General features: G+C 65.3%; 13 protein-coding genes. 4 read left to right on the plus strand and 9 right to left on the minus strand.

Going from position 1 to position 20,791, the window contains the following annotated elements:
• Positions 1-2 precede the first annotated feature (2 nt).
• From PCO31010_RS05060 to PCO31010_RS05070, 3 genes are all read right to left on the minus strand, one after another.
• Positions 3-917 carry a branched-chain amino acid ABC transporter permease gene (locus PCO31010_RS05060; RefSeq protein ID WP_039397508.1) on the minus strand — a complete coding sequence of 305 codons (915 nt, stop codon included), beginning with the start codon at positions 915-917 and terminating at the stop codon, positions 3-5.
• 80 nt (positions 918-997) lie between these two features.
• Positions 998-1,804 (minus strand): ABC transporter ATP-binding protein, encoded by an 807-nt coding sequence (locus tag PCO31010_RS05065; RefSeq protein WP_046292406.1) that lies wholly within the window; start codon positions 1,802-1,804, stop codon positions 998-1,000.
• Positions 1,805-1,874: 70 nt separating this feature from the next.
• Complete coding sequence (locus PCO31010_RS05070) at positions 1,875-3,848, minus strand: AMP-dependent synthetase/ligase (protein WP_150663223.1); 1,974 nt, start codon at positions 3,846-3,848, stop codon at positions 1,875-1,877.
• A gap of 337 nt (positions 3,849-4,185) precedes the next feature.
• Between PCO31010_RS05070 and panV the strand changes: the two genes are divergently transcribed.
• Together panV and panU are read left to right on the plus strand one after the other, a co-directional pair.
• A complete protein-coding gene (gene panV / locus PCO31010_RS05075; RefSeq protein WP_150663224.1) occupies positions 4,186-4,857 on the plus strand; it encodes a pandorabactin biosynthesis transcriptional regulator PanV in 672 nt (223 codons plus the stop codon).
• Between the two features lie 90 nt (positions 4,858-4,947).
• Positions 4,948-5,565: a pandorabactin biosynthesis N-acetyltransferase PanU gene (gene panU / locus PCO31010_RS05080; RefSeq protein WP_150663225.1), complete on the plus strand. Its 618-nt coding sequence runs from the start codon at positions 4,948-4,950 to the stop codon at positions 5,563-5,565.
• A gap of 38 nt (positions 5,566-5,603) precedes the next feature.
• Here the strand turns inward: panU and PCO31010_RS05085 are convergent, their stop codons facing one another.
• The 5 genes from PCO31010_RS05085 to PCO31010_RS05105 all read right to left on the minus strand — a co-directional run bounded on the left by PCO31010_RS05085 (position 5,604) and on the right by PCO31010_RS05105 (position 11,317).
• A complete protein-coding gene (locus tag PCO31010_RS05085; RefSeq protein ID WP_150663226.1) occupies positions 5,604-5,924 on the minus strand; it encodes a hypothetical protein in 321 nt (106 codons plus the stop codon).
• A gap of 225 nt (positions 5,925-6,149) precedes the next feature.
• Complete coding sequence (panQ, locus tag PCO31010_RS05090) at positions 6,150-7,265, minus strand: pandorabactin biosynthesis N-acetyltransferase PanQ (protein ID WP_150663227.1); 1,116 nt, start codon at positions 7,263-7,265, stop codon at positions 6,150-6,152.
• 75 nt (positions 7,266-7,340) lie between these two features.
• On the minus strand, positions 7,341-8,342 hold the full coding sequence (locus tag PCO31010_RS05095) for an ABC transporter substrate-binding protein (protein WP_174984343.1): 1,002 nt from the start codon (positions 8,340-8,342) through the stop codon (positions 7,341-7,343).
• The gene (gene panO, locus PCO31010_RS05100) at positions 8,332-10,437 is read right to left on the minus strand and encodes a pandorabactin ABC transporter permease subunit PanO (RefSeq protein WP_444511834.1); all 2,106 of its coding nucleotides are present in this window, start codon (positions 10,435-10,437) and stop codon (positions 8,332-8,334) included. Before panO ends, PCO31010_RS05095 begins: the two co-directional genes overlap by 11 nt.
• Positions 10,427-11,317, minus strand: a complete 891-nt coding sequence (locus tag PCO31010_RS05105) for an ABC transporter ATP-binding protein (RefSeq protein ID WP_150663230.1) — start codon at positions 11,315-11,317, stop codon at positions 10,427-10,429. The genes panO and PCO31010_RS05105 overlap by 11 nt, the downstream gene beginning before the upstream one ends.
• 151 nt (positions 11,318-11,468) lie before the next feature.
• Here PCO31010_RS05105 and PCO31010_RS05110 point away from each other — a divergent pair, with 151 nt between their 5' ends.
• A complete protein-coding gene (locus tag PCO31010_RS05110; protein ID WP_174984346.1) occupies positions 11,469-14,093 on the plus strand; it encodes a penicillin acylase family protein in 2,625 nt (874 codons plus the stop codon).
• 138 nt (positions 14,094-14,231) lie between these two features.
• The gene (gene panL, locus PCO31010_RS05115) at positions 14,232-16,454 is read left to right on the plus strand and encodes a TonB-dependent pandorabactin receptor PanL (RefSeq protein ID WP_150663232.1); all 2,223 of its coding nucleotides are present in this window, start codon (positions 14,232-14,234) and stop codon (positions 16,452-16,454) included.
• Positions 16,455-16,546: 92 nt separating this feature from the next.
• Here panL and PCO31010_RS05120 read toward each other — a convergent pair whose 3' ends face one another.
• Complete coding sequence (locus PCO31010_RS05120; protein ID WP_150663233.1) at positions 16,547-20,752, minus strand: amino acid adenylation domain-containing protein; 4,206 nt, start codon at positions 20,750-20,752, stop codon at positions 16,547-16,549.
• Between the last annotated feature and the right edge of the window lie 39 nt (positions 20,753-20,791).

A 20,791-nucleotide genomic window follows, 5' to 3' on the forward strand; every position in this document is an offset into this window, starting at 1 on the left:
GGTCAAACCCGGTCGATGTGCCGTTCGCCGAACAACCCTTCCGGGCGTACCAGCAGGAACAGCAGTGCGAAGACGTACGGGAACCACCCCTCGATACCACCGAAATTACCGCCGAACTGGCTTTGCAGCAGTTGCGGCACGTAGATCTCTGCGAGCTTCTCCGCCGCACCGATAATCAGCCCGCCCACAATCGCGCCGGGGATCGACGTGAAGCCGCCGAGAATCAGCACGGGCAGCGCCTTGAGCGCCGTCATCGTGAGCGCGAACTGCACACCGTTGCGCGAGCCCCACAGCATGCCCGCCACCAGCGCGACGAAGCCCGACACGCTCCACACGACCACCCAGATGCGCTGCAACGGAATACCCAGCGAGAGCGCCGCCTGATGGTCGTCGGCGACCGCCCGCAGCGCCCGGCCGATGCTCGTCGCCTTGAAGAACAGGGCCAGCAGCGCGACCAGCACCGCCGCGATCCCGGCGGCCGCGAGGTCGAAGCTGCTCACCAGCACGCCCGTCGAATCCATGATCGAGGCGATGGGTTCGTCCACGATGCCCAGCGACAACGGACGCACTTCGTTGCCCCACAGGAGCGGCGCCAGACCTTCGAGGAAAAACGACAGACCAATAGTCGCCATGAAGAGCGTGATCGGCGACTGGTTCACCAGCTTGCGCAACACGAAGCGCTCCGTCGCCATGCTCATCAGCACCATGACTACGAACGCGCCGATGGCCGCCGCCCACAGCGGCAAGCCGCGCTCCATGAGACCGACGACCGACAAGGCCGCGAAGTACACCATCGCGCCCTGCGCGAAATTGAACACGCCGGACGCCTTGAAGATCAGGACGAAGCCCAGCGCCACGAGCGAATACATCACGCCCGAGAGCAGCCCGCCGATCAGGATTTCGAAGAAGAACTGCATCGATGTCTCCAGTGTGCCAACGCTCAGTCAACTGCCATTCGATGTTCGGTGCTCGAGGCTTCCGATAGCCTTACTGACGATCACGCTGCCGCAGGCATGCCTTGTGCTGCGCCGAGATAGGCGCGGATCACCTCAGGATCGGCGCGAACCTCGGCAGGGGTGCCGTCGCCGATCTTCTTGCCGTAGTCCAGCACCACGACACGATCGGAGATGTCCATCACCACGCCCATGTCGTGCTCGATCAGCACGATGGTCGTGCCGAACTCCTCGTTCACTTCGAGAATGAAGCGGCACATGTCGCGCTTCTCTTCGAGGTTCATGCCCGCCATGGGCTCGTCGAGCAACAGCAGTTCAGGCTCGGCAGCCAGCGCGCGCGCCAGCTCGACACGCTTTTGCAGGCCGTACGGCAGACGTCCAACCGGTGTCTTGCGGATGTGCTGAATTTCGAGAAAGTCGATGATCTCTTCGACCTTGGCGCGGTTGGCCATCTCTTCCTGACGCGCTTTGCCCCACCAGAGGGCGCTGGCCAGCAGTCCGGCGCGCATGCGGGTGTTGCGCCCCGTCATGATGTTGTCGAGCACGGACATGCCCTTGAACAGTGCGATGTTCTGGAACGTACGTGCCACGCCCTGCCGTGCGGCAGACGTCGGATGCATGCGCTGACGCACTTCGCCGCGAAAGACGATCGTGCCCTGCTGCGGGTGATAGACGCCATTGATGACGTTGAGCATCGAACTCTTGCCTGCGCCGTTCGGGCCGATGATGGCGCGAATCTCGTGCGCCATCACGTTGAACGAGATATCCGTCAACGCCTTGACGCCGCCGAACGACAAGCTGATGTGCTGCAAATCGAGCAATACTTCGCCAGTCTTGCGGTGCTCACTCATACCTTCTCCTGCGGCAATGCCGGGACGGGGGTAGCGTTGGGTTTGTCGGGTGCCAGGTCGGTCAGGTCAATCAGGCCGCGCAGCGCAACTTCGCAGGCGCAGGGTCGTCGACGGGCGCACGCACCCCGACCACACGCGCCGGATGAATCGTGAGCGTGGCGCTGACACTGCCCTCGCGTCCGTCTTCGAACTTCACGCGCGTTTCGATGAACTGCGTCGACTTGCCGGTGTAGAAGGCGTCGATCAGCACGTCGTATTTCTGGGCGATGAACGCGCGGCGCACCTTGCGCGTGCGCGTCAGTTCGTCGTCGTCCGGGTCCAGCTCCTTGTGGAGAATCACGAAGCGCTGAATCTGTGCGGCGGCAAACGCCGACTCCTTCGCGAGATCGGCATTGACTTGCTCGATGCAACCGAGGATCAGTTCGGCGACCAGCGGATTGCTGGCGAGATCGATGTAACCGGCGTAGGCGAGGTGCTTGCGCTCGGCCCAGTTGCCCACGGCTTCCATATCGATATTGATGAACGCGCAGACGCCGTCGCGTCCGTCGCCGAAGGCCACCGCCTCCTTGATATACGAGAAGAACTTGAGCTTGTTCTCGATGTACTTCGGCGCGAACAGCGACCCGCAGGCGAGCTTGCCGACGTCCTTGGCGCGGTCGATGATGCGCAGATGGCCGTCGGCATCGATGATGCCCGCGTCGCCGGTGCGGAAATAGCCGCCCTCATCGAGCGCTTCGCGTGTGGCATCAGGCCGCTTGTAGTACTCCTTGAGCAAGCCCACACCGCGCACGAGCACTTCGCCGTTATCGCCAATCTTGATTTCCATGCCGGGCGCGACCGGGCCGACACTGTCGAATCGCACCTGACGATCCGGTTGCAGGCAGACGTACGCGCACGTCTCCGTCTGACCGTAGAACTGTTTGAGGTTGATGCCGATCGCGCGGTAAAAGCGGAAGAGATCCGGGCCGATGGCCTCACCGGCGGTGTAAGCCGTTCGGATGCGACTCATACCGAGCGTGTTGCGCAGCGGGCCGTATACGCAGAGGTTCCCGACCGCGTATTGCAGACGGTCCAGCCAAGAGACCGGGCGACGATCCAGCACGGCCGCCCCACAGCGGTTCGCCACGTCCATGAAGTGCGCGAACATCTTGCGCTTCAGACGGTTCGCGTCCTCCATGCGGATCATGACTTGCGTGAGCACGTTCTCGTACACACGAGGCGGCGCGAAGTAGTAGGTCGGGCCGATCTCGCGCATGTCGGTGGAGATCGTGTCGGGCGATTCGGGGCAATTGACCGTGAAGCCAGCCACGAGCGCCTGCGCATAGGAAAACAGGTGGTCGCCAACCCAGGCCATCGGCAGATAGGACAGCACTTCGTCCCCCGGGCCAAGCCGGTCGAACGTGCTGCCGTGATACGCCGCACCGATCAACCCGGCGTGCGAGTGGCAGACGCCCTTCGGCTTGCCCGTGGTGCCGGAGGTGTAGAGGATGGTGGCGGTGTCGTCGGGGCTAACGGCAGCGACGGCATCGTCGAAGTAGCGCGGATGCTTCGCGTTGAAAGTACGCCCCTGCTCCAGCGCCGAAGCATACGATTGCAGCCCGGCGGCATCGTAGTTGCGCAAGCCTCGTGGGTCTTCGTAGATGATGTGCGACAGGTGCGGTACGTGTTCGCGCAGCTCCAGCAGCTTGTCGACCTGCTCCTGATCTTCGGCGACGACGAAATCGATCTCGGCGTCTTCGAGCACGTGCGCCATTTCGGCAGCAACGGCGTCCTGATACAGCGGCACGGCTACGCCCCCGAGGGCTTGCGCGGCTGTCATCGCCCAGTACAGGCGCACCCGGTTATTGCCGACGATAGCCAGATTGTCGCCACGCTTGAACCCGGCAGCGGCGAGTGCGCAGGCGAGCATGCGCACTTCATGCGCAGCCTCCTGCCAGCTCCAGCTTTGCCAGATCCCCAGATCTTTTTCCCGATACGCCGTGCGGGCGCCCCGTGTCGCGGCATGGGCCAACAACAATCGCGGGAAGGTAGTCCGCTCCTGCATGCCAGTCTCCTGTGTCTCGCCACGTTTCGACATTTGTCGAGGGGGAGTGGCGTGGCTCGGTCGGCGTGCGTGCTCGTGACACGCTCCTTACTGCTCGCAGCGCCTCTAAGCGGCGCTATTTTTGCTTTGGAATGCCATACAGCGTCTGCAGCGACTTCGGTGAAACGACTACGGCGACTACCGATATGCCGGGCAAGCGTCAGCTTCTATACTTGTGCTTCGGCGTCGTGTTCAGACCGCCAGGAATGCTTGTCTCGCCGCTGCCAGGCAAGGCGAAGATACCTCATGGCTCACGGCGGATTTGTCACCAGGATGACAATCAAGGGAAAGTCCCTATATGTCGCTCGAAACCTTGTTGCAGCGCAGCGCCTGGGCGCAAGGACTGACGCCCGATCAGCGCGCACGCGTGGTGGCGGAGATTCAGGTGCGTCCGGTCGAAAACGGGGGCTATGTTTGCCGCAAGGGCGACCCGACGCACGCATGGTTCGGGGTGATCGAGGGGTTGGTGAAGATCACGACAGCGTCGGCCAGCGGCAAAACAGTGACGTTCACGGGCGTGCCAGCCGGCGCGTGGTTCGGGGAAGGGTCGGTGCTCAAGCACGAGATCCGGAAATATGACGTCATGGCGCTGCGCGACTCGGTGCTCGCGCATATGCCCATCGCCACCTTCGACTGGCTTCTCGACACGAGCATTCCGTTCAATCGCTTTCTGACGCTGCAACTCAACGAACGGCTGGGGCAATTCATTGCGGCCGTCGAGCACGAGCGTCTGCTCGATACCGATGCCCGCGTCGCCCGTTCGCTGTCGTCGATGTTCAATCCGAACCTGTATCCGTCCGACGACAACACCGTGCAGATCTCACAAGAGGAACTGAGTTACCTTGCGGGCGTTTCGCGCCAGCGCGTCAACCTTGCGCTCAAGGTGCTGGAGCAGGCGGGTTTGGTCAAAGTCGATTACGGCGTGCTGACTATTCTCGATCTGGAAGGGTTGCGCGAGTTCGGCATGTAAAGCCCCATGTTCGACGCCTTGCCGGGGCGCCGGAGTGGGCGCAGAATCGTCGTTTTGCAGGTTTTCTTCCGTCACGACCGCGCCCTTCCCATGTCTATCCATGCAACGCCTGCCGACGCACTGCGTCCCACGCTGCTCGGCAACAGTGTCGAACTCCATCCGCTGGAACGTCATCACGCACAGGCGCTGGTTGCTGCGGCGGCCGACGGCGAGCTGTGGAATCTGAAAGTGACCGTTGTACCGAGCGCCGATACCGTCGATGCCTACATCGACCGGGCATTGAAGGGACGCATTGATGGCACCGTCATCCCTTTCGTCATCGTTTCGACGGCGACGGGCAACGTGGTCGGCCACACCCGTTTCTGGAAGGTGGACCGAGCGAATCGAAAGCTGGAAATCGGACACACGTGGGTCAGCGCTTCGGCGCAGCGCTCCAGCATCAACACCGAAGCGAAGTCCTTATTGCTCACTTATGCCTTCGAGACGATGCATTGTGTGCGCGTGCAATTCACGACGGACGAACTCAACGAAAAGTCGCGCGCCGCGATCCTGCGTATCGGCGCAAAGCAAGAGGGCATCGTCCGACACGAACGGATCATGCCCGACGGACGCAAGCGCAATTCCGTCCGGTTCAGCATCATCGACGACGAATGGCCGGAAGTGAAGGCCGCCCTGGCAGAGCGTCTTGCGCGGGGCACGTCGGGCTGACGTCGCGCGGCACCCGTCGGACATTCCGGTCCGTGCGCTCAGGCCACGGCGGTGACCGCAGCGGACGGTCCGGCGCAGTACAGTACCAGACACGGGCACACCATGCGCCGGGCGATATCGAGCGCTTCGGCTTTCGTCTCAAGGAACGCCGCTTCCCACGGGTTGCGGACGTGGTCGCACACATAAGCCTTCGCTTTCTTGTCGAACTGCGATCCGAAAAATTCGTTTCTGAAGTAAAACCAGACGACATACCCGCGTCGCGGCAACCGGTCCGGGAGCGGATGCACGGGATATTCGTTCGCGGGCACCCGCCGTCTGAGTGAAATCCAGCGTTGATAGTCCACACGTGTCGCGTTCATGTCGAGCCTCCTTTAGCGAAGTCGCCCCAGGGCGGGGCGACTCGACATGATGGGCAAGAACACGCGCCAAGAGTTACGGAAACTTCCGCTTCACCGCCAGCGATGATGCGTCAATCGACAGTGTCGTGACCGGATTCGACAATCAGGCGGGTTTTGGCACGCAGATATCGGAGTAATCAAGGTCGTTGATCGGCAGACACCCACACGGACCTGTCCGTTCCGACCTCACCACGGCGCGTATTGCTCGAACACCGTCTGACGCTCGAAGGCGATCAGCACGGCGCGCTTGTGCGGGAAATCGAACTCACGCAGGCGGGCTGCGCCCTGCCCCTGCATATAGGCGATCCAGCGGTCGTGATCGATGCGCGGCTCGCCGACGATGCGCTGCGTACGCGGATCGTCGAGGAAGATGTAATGGACGATAGACCGCAGCCACGCCTCGGTGCGCCCGGGTGAGCGAAAACGCGTCGAGCCCACCAGCAAGTGGAAACCTCGGTCGTAGTCGGCCGCCTCGCAAAACGGCGCGATGCGATCTTCCTTCGCCCAATACACCTCGAAGTAAGCAAACGGCTCGTCGTCGAAACATGCGAACAATGTGACGGTATGGGGATCGGCCTGCATCTTCGCCAGATATTGCGCATGCTCCTCCAGCGTGCCCGTCTGCTCCCAGAAGTGCGCCACGCTGTCGAGGTTCATCCACTCATGAAAGCGTTCGACGTCGCCCGGCTGATCGATGGCGCGCAGGCTGAAGCTCGTGCCGAGTCGCGCGATATGACGCCGGTACACCTCACCCACCGGCTTCGGTGCGCGCAACGGATGGCGCTTGCCGTCCGACACACGATACTGCTGGGCCATCCCGGCCGATGACGGCCCCTGGAGCCACTGCGCCGGGTGCTGCCAGAACGTCTGACGCGAGACCTGCAACGCACTCGCACCATCCGCTTGGGAGAACTGCTCGCCCACGCCGTCACGAACCGCGGCGACTAGCCACGCCGCCAGCTCGGGGTCGACACCCGTCCCCGGCCACACCACACTGGCCCGCTTGCACGCCTTGTGACGACAGAACACTGCCGCCAGCACGGGCAGCAGCGCCTGAACGGGCAGATGGGCGTCGTGCTGCGTGCTCGCCCGCAGCGTTATCGCGTCATCCGCTTCGCTGACCTGAAACACGGCAACGGCACGCGCATCGCACCAGAGCGTGAGGTCCTGACCGGCGCGGGCGACGCCATCGTCCGGCCCGCTCGCGTGATACCGATGGCCGTCGGCCAGCGTGACGCCGTAGGGATCATGAGGTGCAGAACGCCCGTCATGCGCTGCGGACGATTCAACAGGGGCAGTCATTGCAATTGACACGATTCGATCTCCTCTCAGCCAAGCCGGACGCCGCCACGGCATCCGTCAGAATTCAGACGCCATTCATACGCCAGACGCAGCCCTCGCGCGCATGGCAGGCGCCATCGATGCGAACGCCGTGCCCACGAGACCGGTAATCCGATCGAGCGACACCGGTCCGCCAAACCCCCACGACGGCGGCAGAAATGCAACACGTCCGTCGCGCACGGCAGGCAACGCCCGCCAGACCGGCAACTGATACGCAGGCGCGGCGCCGTTGTCGACGACGATCAGCGACCATTCGGGATGCCGCGCCAGATCGCCCAGCGACAGATTGACCATCGACTGACGCTCGTCGAGCCACCCGAGCGCGTTGCGCGCACCCAGATGCCCGATCAGCGCGCCGATCATGTCCTTGTTGTCGTAAGCCCAGAAATTGCCGCCGCCCGCGTTGGCGTTGAGCAGCGCAATCGGCGCATCGCGAAAACCGTCGCGCAGCGCACTCGTGCGCGCCTCGGCAATGCGCGCCTGGCTAGCGGCGATGATTTGCGCCGCCGCATCGGCGCGCCCCGTCATGCCGCCAAGGGATCGGAAAATGGCCAGCATGCGGTCGAGCGCGTCGCCCTCGCCCTCGGCGGGCTGGACGTTAAAGACGACGGTCGGTGCGACACGCGCCAATGCGTCGAACAACCGCTCATGCCGATAGGCGTACGCGATGATCAGATCGGGACGCAACGCCGCAATCGCTTCGAGATTCGGTTGCTCGCGCGTGCCCACGGAGCTGTCCGCGCCCAGCCGGTCTGCGCGATATTTGACCCACTGCGTGTAGCCACGGGGATCGGCCACCCCGACCGGCGTGACGTCGAGCGCCAACAGCGACTCGGTGAACAGAAACTCCAGCGAGACGACCCGGCGGGCGTTCGTCGGCAAGACGGGCGACGCGCGATTGAACAGGCCGCGATAGTTCTGCGCGTGTGCGTCGAGCGCCGCCACGCCCGTGATCGCCGCCGCGCCAGCGGCAAGGTATTTCAGGCAGCGACGACGTGAGATTTGCACAGGCACGCCCCCAAAGGATTTAACCAGCATGCGCATGCGACCTCAGGAAAGTACGGGAGAGCAGCCATAGGAAGAGCGGCGTGCCGACGGCAGCGGTGACGATGCCCAGCGGCAAATCGAGCGGGGCGAACAACGTCCGGCCGAACAAGTCGGCCACGCCGAGCAGCAAAGCCCCCGCCAGCGCGGCCGTGACGATACGGTCGCGGGTGCCGGTCAGCGGCAGCGATCTCAGCGCATTCGGGACGATCAATCCGACGTAAGCCACCGGACCGACAGTCGCCACCGCCGCCGCAGCCATCGCGCTCGCGAGCACCAGCAATCCGAGACGGGCACGCACGACCGGCACGCCCAGCGCCTCGGCCGTCTCGTCGCCGAGACTCAGCAGGTCGAGCCATCGCCCGGCATACACCGCGAGCGGCAGACAGATCGCCAGCCAGGGCAGCAACGCCCGCACGCCGTGCCACGATTGCCCGTAACTGCTGCCGACGAGCCATACCAGCGCCTGCGTGGCATGCACGTGGAATTGCAGCACCAGCAGGTTCGCCAGCGCCGCGAGCAGACCGGCCAGCGCCATGCCTGTCAGGATCACCCGCATCGGCGCCAGGCCCCAGCGCGCGTTCACGCCAAGCACAATCGCCAGCACCCCGGCGCTGGCCGCCCACGCAGCGGGCATCGACCAGCGTGCGGCCGCATCGGGTGACACCAGTAGCAGCGCAAGCACCGCCAGCCCTGCCGCCTGATTCACGCCCAGCAGTTCCGGCCCGGCCAGCGGATTCCGGCAAGCCCCCTGAAGTAACACGCCGCTGCCCGCCAGCAATGCGCCAGCGCCCATCGCGATCAGACTGCGCGGCAGACGAAGGTCCACCAGCATGCCTGCCGCCGTGTGCGGATCGAACACATCGCGCCACTGCCATGCCGACGGCCATGACAGCACACCCATCGTCAGCGTCAGTCCGGTAACGGCGATCAGCGCGACGACCACCAGCACCGCGATCACGGCCATCGGTCGCCGGTTCGACGCACGATGGCCAGCCGCCATCGGGGCGGTCATTTCCGCAGTGCTCGCGGGCAGGCCGTAGCGAAGCAACAGCAACAGCACGGGCGCACCGATGACGGCGCTCATCACGCCGACCGGCAGCGCACCGAACGTCACCAGCGCGCGCGCAATGGCATCGGTGAAGATGAGCATTGCGCCGCCCCACAACGCCGAGAGCGGAATCAGCCATGCGGGCCGGTGAACCCCCATCAGACGCACCAGATTCGGTGCGGCCAGCCCGACGAAGCCGACCGGCCCTGCCAGCGCAATGGCAATCGCGGACAGCACGGCAGCGAGCAAAATCGTCCCGACACGCACCGCGCCGACTCGCTGCCCCAACGCCGACGCCTGCGCTTCGCCAAACCGCGCCAGTCCGAGCGGATGCAGCAACGCCAGCAGGGCCACGCCCGCCGGGAGCAGCAACCACATCGCTTCTTCCGCCCCGCGTTTGCCGAACTGCTGCAACGACCCCGTGCTCCACTGCACGACGCCCACGGCCGCACGGGTGTAGAGCGTCAGCGCGACCATGCATAACGCCGAGAGCGCGAGCGCATTTGCCGCCCCGGCCAATGTGAGACGCAGCGGTGTCGTGCGCGTGCCGCCCGCGAGCGCGAACGTGAACAGCGCCGCCAGCACACCGCCCGCCAGCATCATCGGCAGGACGGCGAGGCCGGGCACGAGCAACGCGACGATCAACCCCATCTGCGCGCCCGCCGACACCCCGAGCAATTCGCCGGATGCGAGCGGATTCTGCGTGATGGTCTGGAGCAACGCACCGGCCAGTCCAAGGCATGCCCCGGCGGCAAGGCCCGCACGAATCTGCGGCATCCATGCGTCCACAAACAGCAACCAGCCGAGCGTGGCGTCGCTATTCATGCCGCTCGGCCCGCCTTGCATCGCCTGTGCGACCGTGCCCGCCCCCGGCCACGCGTCGTTCGCCAGCGCGTGGACGACGATGGCGAGCGCAAGGGCCAGCCATCCGCCCAATAACGCACGTGTGCGGCGCGCGTACTGACGCGGCGCGGCGTGCGCGGGCACCGTGAGGCGTCGCGCGAGGGGCAAGGTCCCCACCGTACGCTCAGCCGCCATGTCGACCGCCATTCAATCCATTCGGGACACTCGGACCACCGATCTCCGCCCGCTCGCGAACGTCACTACGTCCCCCCTGCCCGCCCAGCACCGGCAAGCACATCGGCAAGCCCTGAAAGTCGATGCGTTGCATCGGCGTGGCGAACACTGCCATCAGACGGTCCGGGTCCATCGTCTCGTCGGGCGTGCCCGAAAAGACCAGCTTGCCGTCCCGCATGAGCAGCATGGCGTCGGAGAAGGCGGCGGCCTGATTCAGGTCGTGCAGCACCCACACGACCGTCATCCCCGTCTCGCGATTGAGTTCGCGAATACGCGCAAGGATGTCGATCTGGTGGCGCACGTCGAGATACGTCGTCGGCTCGTCGAGCAACAGCACGTTGCCTTCCTGCGCCAGCGCCATCGCGATGAACGCGCGCTGACGCTCGCCGCCGGACAATGCCGTGACGTCGCGCGTGCACAGCGTTTCCAGTTCCATGAGATGCAGGGCGCGCTCGATGGCGAGGTTGTCGCGCTCCCCGAGGCGTCCGCCCATGCCGGTGTGGCTGTAGCGGCCGCAAGCGACGAGTTCGGCGACGGTCATGCCGAACGGCATGCCGGGGGTCTGAGCGAGCAGCGCGATGCGACGCGCGCGCTCGCGCGCACGCAGCGAGTCAAGTGGCGTGTCGTCGAGCCATACGCGGCCCGACACAGGTTTGAGCAGGCCGCCCAGCGTGCGCAGCAGTGTGCTCTTGCCGCAGCCGTTTGGGCCGCACAGCGCGCTCACACGGCCTGCGGCGAAGGTCACGTCGACCTGAGTGAGGACGTTGCGGGCCCCCACAGCAACATTAAGGCCTTCCGCGCGCAACGACGCGCCCGCGGCAGGCGTCAGAGATTCGGTCATGTTCAATGCCGGTCTGGCGGCTGCTGGACCGGTGGAAGTACGGGTATCGGGCACCAGTCGTCTCGACGGTCGGCGTGAGCGCGCGCCGCCTAAACTCCGGAAGTGGTGGTTCGTCGCTCAAAAGACGTATCACCAACCGGCATATTTACCCATGTCCCGATCGCCCCAGCCGTCGCGCCTGATTCTTGCCCGCCCTGCCCGTCCCGCCTTAACTGATCTGCCTTCCCCACCGATATCGCCCAGCGCCCTGCGTACCGGACTGGCCACCGTCGCCCTGTGCCTTGCAGCATGCACGTCACCCACGCCCCCGACGCATCAGGTCGCCGAAACGACAAAAAACCCGGAATCCCACGCCCCGTCCATTTCCGCTCATTACAACGCCGATGTGCGTCGCACGACCGACGGCACCGCCCATGTTCGCGCGGACAACTGGGGCGGCCTCGGTTATGGCTTCGGTTACGCGCAGGCGCAGGACAATCTCTGCACACTCGCCGAGAGCATCGTGACCTTTCGTGGCGAGCGCTCGCTGGCCTTCGGAGCGGACGGTCGGGTTGCCCGGCGCGCCACTTTCGGCCAGCCGAACAACCTCGATGCGGACGTCTTCTTTCGTCTGACGTTCGATGCCGCCACCCTCGACCGGTATCGCGCCGCCCAGTCGCCGCGCGGACGTGAGCTGGCGCAGGGCTTCGCAGCTGGTGTGACGCGCTATCTGCAAGACGTGCGAGCGGGCACAGACGCCGCGCAGCACACCGCGTGCCGTAACGCCGACTGGATGCGCCAGCTAGGCACCGTGACGGAGGACGACGTCTACCGCCGTCTCTACGCCGCCACCCTCGCCGCGAGCGCCGCCACGCAGATCACCGCCATCGCGACGGCCCGGCCGCCTTCGGCCAGTGCGGCGATCAATGGACGATCACGCCCGGTGCGCACGATCGCAACATCGTTGCCCGCCGGAGTGCCCCCGACGTCGTTGGCATCGATCAACGATGCGGGCGTCGGCAGCAACGCGTTTGCCTTCGGGGCGTCGCTGAGCGCCGACGGTCAGCCGATCCTGTACGGCAGCCCGCACTGGTACTGGGAGGGCCCCGACCGGCTGTACCCTGCGCACCTCACGATCCCCGGCCAGCTCGACGTCTCCGGCGTCGGCATGCTCGGCGCGCCGTTCGTCATGATCGGCTTCACGCAGAACGTCGCGTGGACGCATACGGTCTCGAGTGCGCGACGCTTCGGCCTCATGGCCCTCACGCTCGATCCGTCCGACCCGACCCGCTACCGGATCGACGGCCGAACCGAAGCCATGCAGCGCGTGTCCGTGACTGTCCCCGTGCGCGATGCGCAGGGCAAGACGTCGACCGTCTCACGAACGCTGTATCGCACAGCCGACGGACCGGTCGTCAATCTCTCGGCCATGTCCCCGGCGCTCGGCTGGACGACGCGTCAGGCACTGGTCCTGCGCGATGCCAACGCGAACAACTTCGGCTTGCTCGATCACTACCTGCGCATGGCACAGGCCGACTCGCTCGATGCGTTCGCGTCCGGCATGCGCACCGATGCGGCCAATCCGTGGGTCAACACCGTGGCCATTGGTCGACGCGACCCGCGCGTATGGTTCGGCGACATCGGCCCGGTGCCGGGCGTGCCGGACACGTTGTCGGCCGCTTGCACCGCAAAGCCCGCAGGATTGGCCTTCGCGAAGGCCGCGCCGGGCCTGCCTGTCCTCGACGGCAGCCGCAGCGCCTGCGCATGGCAAACCGCGCCAGACAGCCCGTTGCCCGGCACCTTGGGCCGCCGGGAGATGCCGGACATCATGAGCGACACGGTCGTCGCCAACATGAACGACAGCGCGTGGCTGGCCGCGCCGGATGCGCCCCTCGCCCGTCTCAGCAGTGTGCTCGGCCAAAGCAACGCGCCGCTTTCGCTGCGCAGCCGCGCGGGCCTGCAACGCATCGCCGCCTTGCGCGCCGCAGGTCCGGTCACGACGCAGGCCGTACGTGAGTCCGTGCTGCGCGCCGACCCCTTGTCCGCCGACCTCACCCGCAAGTCGCTCCTCGCGCGGGTTTGCCCGTCAGCGGTCGAACTTAAAGACAAACGCTTCGACGTGCTTATCACCCAAGACCCCATCGACGGCAAACCGCTGAAGTCGCCGCAGACCGTCGATCTCGCGCCCGCCTGCCGCGTGCTGGCCGCGTGGGACGGCACGGGCGAGCGCAGCGCCCGGGGCGCGAACTTGTGGGATGCCGTCTGGATCCGGCTCGCAGGCGTCGACGCCACCGGCCGCCGGGCGTTTGTCGACCCGTTCGATGCAACGCACCCCGTCGCGTCGCCCGCCGGAATCGCTGCAGAAAGCGCGTCGCTTGCGCAAGTGCTGGGCGCAGCCGTACTGGAGATGCAACGTATGGGGCTGACACTCGACAGCCGACGCGACGAAGCGCTCTTCGCCACGCGCGGCGGACGTCGCATCGGCCTGTCGGGCGGCTGCGACATCGCGGGCTACTTCTCGATCATGTGCGCCGACGCCCGCATGGGCACCGACCGCTACGGCATGGACACGGCACCGCGCGGCGATACGTATCTCCAGGTCGTCTCGTTCCCGGACGATACGGCGCGACGCGTCGCCGCCGCCACCCTCGACGCCTCCGGCCCCTCGGACGACCGCGACGATCCGCGCAACGCGACTGCCCTGCAAGCGTGGGCCGACAAGCGCTGGCAGGCCGCACCGTTCACCGAGGCCGACGTTGCGGCGGCCACCGTCAGCGTGCTGCATCTGTCGCAATGAGGCGGCCCATATGACAGGCCGATGATGGCCCCCTAAATATCCGGCCAGTTGGTTCGTCCACTACTCGATAGGTGCCGTCGCCCGGGGATTCGAGTGCGCACGTCGCCTCAGTCTTCGATAAAAACCTAGGAGTCTTAGATGAAGCACTACGGGAGCGCACGTGGCCGGGGGGCCAGTCGCCTGCAATCGATCCATCGCCCGATCCACCCAATCCACCGTCACATCGCGCTGGCCGCAAGCCTTGCCTTCGCGCCGCTGGCCCTCTCCCACGGTGCGTGGGCGCAGACCACCGTCCAGCAGGGCGACGTCGCGCTCTCGCCCACGCAGGTCAGCGCCGAGCGCGCCCCGGAGAACGGCGCAGGGCCGGTCGATGGCATCGTCGCCAAGCGCAGTACCACGGGTACCAAGACGGATACCCCGCTCATCGAGAATCCGCAGTCGGTGTCGGTCATTCCGAAGGAGATGATTCAGGATCTGGGCGCGCAGTCGGTCAGTCAGGCCATGCGATATAGCGCCGGTGTGCTGCCGGACAACGCAGGCTTCGAGACGCGCTTCGACTGGATCAACATTCGGGGCTTCTCGGCGTCCACGCTGGGCCTGTTCATGGACGGCACGCGTCTGCAATCGGCGACAGAATTCCAGCTCGATCCGTACGGCCTTGAGCGCATCGAAATCCTGCGCGGACCGTCGTCGGTGCTTTACGGGCAGAACACGCCCGGCGGCCTGATCAACATGGTGACGAAGAAGCCGCTGGAGACCCCGCTTCACGAAATCCAGCTCTCGGCCGGTTCGTTCAAGAACAAGCAGGCGGCCTTCGACTTCAGCGGCCCGCTCGACGCCGACGGCCGCGTGCTCTACCGCCTCGTCGGCCTGTTCCGCGACAGCAACACGCAGGTCGACTACACCCCGAACGACCGCATCTACATCGCGCCGTCGCTCACGTGGAAGGCCACGGACAAGACCACGATCACGTTCGAGGCCAGCTACCAGCGCGATAAGCTCGGCTTCGGCCAGTTCCTGCCCGCGTCCGGCACGGTGCTCCCGAACCCGAACGGTCAGATTCCGGTCGGCCGCTTCGTGGGCGACCCGAACTACGACAACATCAAGCGCGAGCAGGTGTTCGCCGGTTATCAGCTCGAACACCGCTTCAACGATCAGGTGTCGTTCAAGCAGGCTGCACGCTATTCGTACTTCGACTACAAAGTCGACACGAACGCTTACGGTCTGGGCTTCGCGCCGGGCAGCACGCGACTGATCAACCGGTTGCCGTTTGCCGACTATCGTCAGACGGATGTGCTCACCATCGATAACCAGTTGCAGACGAAATTCACCACGGGTCCGCTCTCGCACGTGGCGCTTTTCGGCTTCGACTATTACTACTACAACGAGCATCGCAGCATGCGTCAGGGTGTGGCGAGCGCGGCGAACCAGCTCGACATCTTCTCCCCCAACTACGGCGCGGCCGTGTTCGGTCTGACGCGTCAGGCAGCGGATTCCGATTCTCGCTTCACGCAAGGCGGCCTCTACTTCCAGGACCAGATCAAGTACGAGAAGTGGTTGCTCACGCTGGGCGTACGTCAGGACTGGGTGGCACAGAACGTCTACAACCGGCTGACGAACCGCTCGTCGAATCAGGCAGACCAGCAGGCGACCTATCGTGCTGGCCTGACGTATCTGTTCGACATGGGGCTGGCACCGTACTTCAGCTACTCCGAATCGTTCCAGCCGAACGTCGGTGTGGACCGCTTTGGCAACCAGTTCAACCCGTCGAAGGGCAAGCAGTATGAAGTCGGTGTGAAGTACCAGCCGAAGGGCTACAACAGCTTCGTCACGCTGTCGTTGTTCGACATCCGCATGACGAACGTGCTCACGCCCGATCCGGCCAACACGGCGTTCTCGATCACGACGGGCGAGCAGCACTCGAAGGGCTTCGAACTCGAAGCGGTCGGCGAAGTCACCGACAACCTGAAGGTGATCGGCTCGTACACGAACACGAACATCACCAACTCGAAGACGACCGACCCGACGCTGCTGGGCAAAGTACCGCCGCAGCAACCGCGCACGGCCGCCGCCCTGTGGGCCGACTACACGTTCCACGCCGGTGTGCTCAAGGGCTTCGGCTTTAACGGCGGCATTCGTTACGTCGGACCGACCTTCATCGACGCGACCAATACAGCCGGACAAGCGCCGTCGCGCACGCTGGTCGACCTGGGCCTGCACTACCAGTTGGACAAGCACTGGCGCTTCCAGCTCGACGGCAGCAATATCTTCGACAAGACCTACGTCGTGTGTGTGACGACCTCACAGTGCGCCTATGGTGCACGTCGCACGATTCTCGGCACGGCCAAGTACAGCTGGTAAGTCATTGGACGTCTGAAAGGTCGTTAAAAAAGGCGAGGCCAATGAACTGGCCTCGCTTTTTTGTTTCGAACGCGACCTCCGTCGCCGCAATGTCACGCGGCGACGCTCACCCCGGTAGTGCTCACTTCGCTCACGTCTCGCACAGCCCTTGCGACATCGTCGATCCACGCCTTCGTGCGAGGCAGTTGCATGTGACTCGACGCGACCGTGCCCTCGTACACCGGCGCTGCACCCATCGCGCGCGACAGCCGCTCACGGTCGTCAGACGCACGCCGCTCGACCCACCATGCATGCACGGGCACCACGGACGGACGCAGACGATGAACGTCCGCCAAGGCACGCAAGTGCGCCGTCACCCGGAACATGTGCGCGAGTTCGTCGCGACCGAGCGACGCGTAATCACCCTCAGCGGTCACCGGCGCACCGCCCTGCCCGTGCATCGTCAACGCGGCATCGACAGCAGCCGCCAATACGCCCTCATCCAACGGCTTCCCGGCGTGCGGTGCGAGCGACGCGCGTAGTTTCCCCGCGTCGACCTGCGGCAGAATCGTGACGAGATAGTCAAGCAGATCGCCCGTCCAGTCGCGCGACGATGCGACGGGTGGCGCATCGTCCTGCTGCGCCGGTACGAACGTATCCGCCAGTCCGAGGAACGCGACCGTCTGGCCGCTGGCACGCAGACGCTCGGCCATCGCCATCGCAATCGGCCCACCGAGCGACCAGCCGAGCAAGTGATACGGCCCGTTCGGCTGAGCGATGCGCACGGCGTCGACATATCGCCCTGCCATTTCGTCAAGCGACCTATCCGACCACGCCGGATCGATCAACATGCGCGACTGAATGCCGATCACCGGACGTTCGTCGGCCAGTGCCTGCGCAAGCGGACGGTAGTCGAAGACAGTGCCCACCGCCGGGTGAACGCAAAACAGCGCGGGTGCCGACGACTTGCTGGCGTTCAACCGCACCAGCAGGTCGCCACCGGCCGATGGCGCAGCCTGCGAAGGGGAAAGTGCGGCGGCAAGGCGTGCCACCGTGCCGTGCTGCATCAGTTCGCGCAGGCTGACCTTGAGCGGCGGCGTCCCGCGTTTGAGCCGCGCAATCACCTGCAACGCCAGAATCGAATCGCCACCGATCTCGAAGAAGTTCGCGTCGCGGCCTACCTGCGCCGTCTTGAGGACCGCCTTCCAGACTTCCGCGATGCGTGCTTCGAGCGCGCCGATCTCGCCTGACGGCGCCGCCTGCGCCTTCGCGTCCCCGTCGGACGTGTCGGTCGACATCGCCGCCAGCAACGCGCGACGATCCACCTTGCCGTTCGCCGTAAGCGGTAGTGCCGTCAGACGCACGATCCGCGACGGCACCCAGGCCGACGGCAACGCCGAGGTGAGCGCTGCCTTCGCGTCGGTCTCGGTCAGCTCCCCCGTGTAGCCGCCGAGCAATTGCGATTGCCCGCGCGCGTCGCGCTCCACGAGGACGATGGCATCCTGCACACCGTCCAGCGCGCGCAGCGCATGGGCCACCTCGCCCGGCTCCACGCGATAGCCGCGAATCTTCACCTGATCGTCGGCGCGTCCGAGATAGACGATTTCACTGTCTGCACGTCGCTTCACCCGATCGCCCGTGCGATACATACGGGCGCCCGGACGCCACGGATCCGGCACGAAGCGCTCCGCTGTCTTGCCCGGCTCGCCGAGATAGCCACGTGCGAGCGCGACACCGCCGATGTATAACTCGCCGCTTACGCCCGGCGGCACCGCGTTGAGATCGTCGTCGAGTACGTAGGCACTCACGTTCGGCAACGGCAGGCCGACAGGCAACAGCGCATCATTGGATGCCGCACGGTGAGTAAGCACGCCCACGGTCGTTTCGGTCGGCCCGTAGTGATTGAGCACACGCAGCGACGGACGATGGGTGTGAAGCAACGTCAGCAACTCGGCATCCGCCGCTTCCCCGCCCACGATCAGCCAGTCGTTCGGAAGCACGTCCGGTCCTGCGGCCAGCATCAGCCCCTTCAGATGGCTCGGCACGATCTTCGTCGCCCCGATGCGGCGTGCACGCATCCACTCGGCGAAGCGTCCCGCGTCGAAAGCATCTTCCTGCGGCATGAGATGCAGCGGGCGTCCCATCGCGAGCGCGCCGAACAGCACCGTGTGCCCGAGGTCGGCCGCGACGGTCGAGACCATCGCCATCCCGGCGTCTTCCGGGAGATCGTGCAGTCTGGAGGTCACGCCCTGTACATAGTTATGCAACGCACCCCGGCTCACAACGACACCCTTCGGCTGTCCGGTGGACCCCGACGTGTAGATGACGTAAGCCGCCTGCGCCGGATGCACGCTGCGACTGACGAAACGCACCTCGTCTCCCGCCAGCACATCGACGATGGCCAGCGTCTGGCAGCCGTCGACCTGAGGGACCGATGCGACATCCGGCGCCACGATCAGTGCCTTTGCACCGCTCGCTGCGATCAGTTGTGCGAGACGTGCGGACGGCTGCGTCGGGTCCAGCGGCACGTAGGCCGCCCCTAGCTTCCACACACCGAGCATCGCGGCGACCCAACCGACGCTGCGCGGCATCAGCAATGCAATGCGATCCTCCGCACCGACGCCCTGCGTCGCGAGCGCGTGCGCCACGCGATTGGCATGCGCGTCGAGCGTGCGACGCGACCACGCACCGTCCCCGCCTTCGACGGCCAGCACATCGCCCTGCTGAGCGACGCGCGACGCCCATGTCTCCATCCAGTCGCGCGTGTCCCACACGCGCCGCTCGCCGTCGGTCGTGACGGGCACGTCGGTGCTCAGCGCGATATCGGCGAGCGGGTCGCCCGGGGCTTGCGTCAGTTGCGTTAGCAGACGGTGGAACGCACGCGCTAACGGCTCGACGGTCGTGGCGTCGAACAGGTCCGTGGCGTACGTCAGCGCGATCTGCAACGTGTCGCCGCGCTCCAGCGTATCGAGCGAGAGATCGAAGTGCGAGCTTTGTCCGGCAACGACCACCGGCTCGATCCGAAGACCGGCCATCTCCGGCACGGCGTCGCGTGCAATCTCGTGATTGAACTTCGCCTGAAACAGCGCGTTGACGGACGCATCGCGTGCCGGTTGCAACGCTTCGACAAGCTTGTCGAACGGCACGTCGGCATGCGCTTGCGCTTCGATGGCCCGCGCGCGCATCGTCGCGACAAGACCGCCGAACGATGTTGTCGGATCGAGCGGCACACGCATCACCTGCGTGTTGACGAAGAAGCCGATCAGCGGCTCCGTTTCCAGCTTCGCGCGCCCCGCGACCGGCACGCCAACGCAGACGCTGCGAACACCGGCAATGCGCCCCAGCCACACGCCATACGCCGCCAGCAACACGGTGTAGAGCGTGGTGTCGTGAGTACGCGCCAACTCACGCAGCCGTGCGGTGAGCGGTGCGTCGGCTTCCATGACATATGTCGCGCCGCGTCCGCTCGGCGCTGCCGGACGTGGACGGTCCGTCGGTAACGGCAATATGGGATGGTCTTCGCCAAGCTGCGCACGCCAGTAGGCTAGTTGACGCTCCAGTTCACCGGCTTCGAGCCAGCCACGTTGCCAGATGGCGTAGTCGGCGTACTGCACCGGCAACACAGGCAGTGGCGCGACGTGAGTCCCCGCTCCGCCGGTACCGACGAATTGGGCGTAGCCACGCGTGCATTCCTCGACCAGACGCGTCATCGACCATGCGTCCGCCACGATGTGATGCAGCGTGAGCAGCAATACGTGTTCGTCGGCCGCTACACGAATCAGTCGTGCCCGCATCAACGGCGCAGCGTCCAGCGCGAAAGGACGGACTGCTTCGTCACGCGCGCATGCTTGCACGCGCGCGTCTCGATCGGCAACGGTCGTGTCATCGCTTTGCCAGTCTTCGTAGTCGATGGAGAACGGCACATCGTCATGCACACGTTGCACGGCCCCGTTCGGCCCTTCGTGAAAGCTGGTGCGCAGCGCTTCATGCCGCGCGACGATGCCCGCGAACGCCTGCGACAGCGCTACAACGTTCAGCGTCCCTTTCAGCCGCACAGCGGCCGGAATGTTGTACGCGCCCGTGCCCGGATGCAGTTGCTCGACGACCCACAGGCGTTGCTGAGCATACGACAGCGGCGCATCGGCCCCGTCACGCAGCCCACCGGGGATCGGCAGACTGGCCAGATCGACGCCCTGCTCACGGGCGCGCGACTGAAACACGCGACGCTTGTCGCCCGGCAAGGCGAGGAAACGTCGCATCAATGCCGAGTCGTCAGCCTTGGGAACATGGGCCACGTTGGCCGAATTGGCGAGAGACATCGCGAAATCCTTCTATCGAACCACCAGAAATCGAATGGA

It is taken from the genome of Pandoraea commovens (genome assembly GCF_902459615.1).
GTDB classification, from domain to species: Bacteria; Pseudomonadota; Gammaproteobacteria; order Burkholderiales; family Burkholderiaceae; genus Pandoraea; species Pandoraea commovens.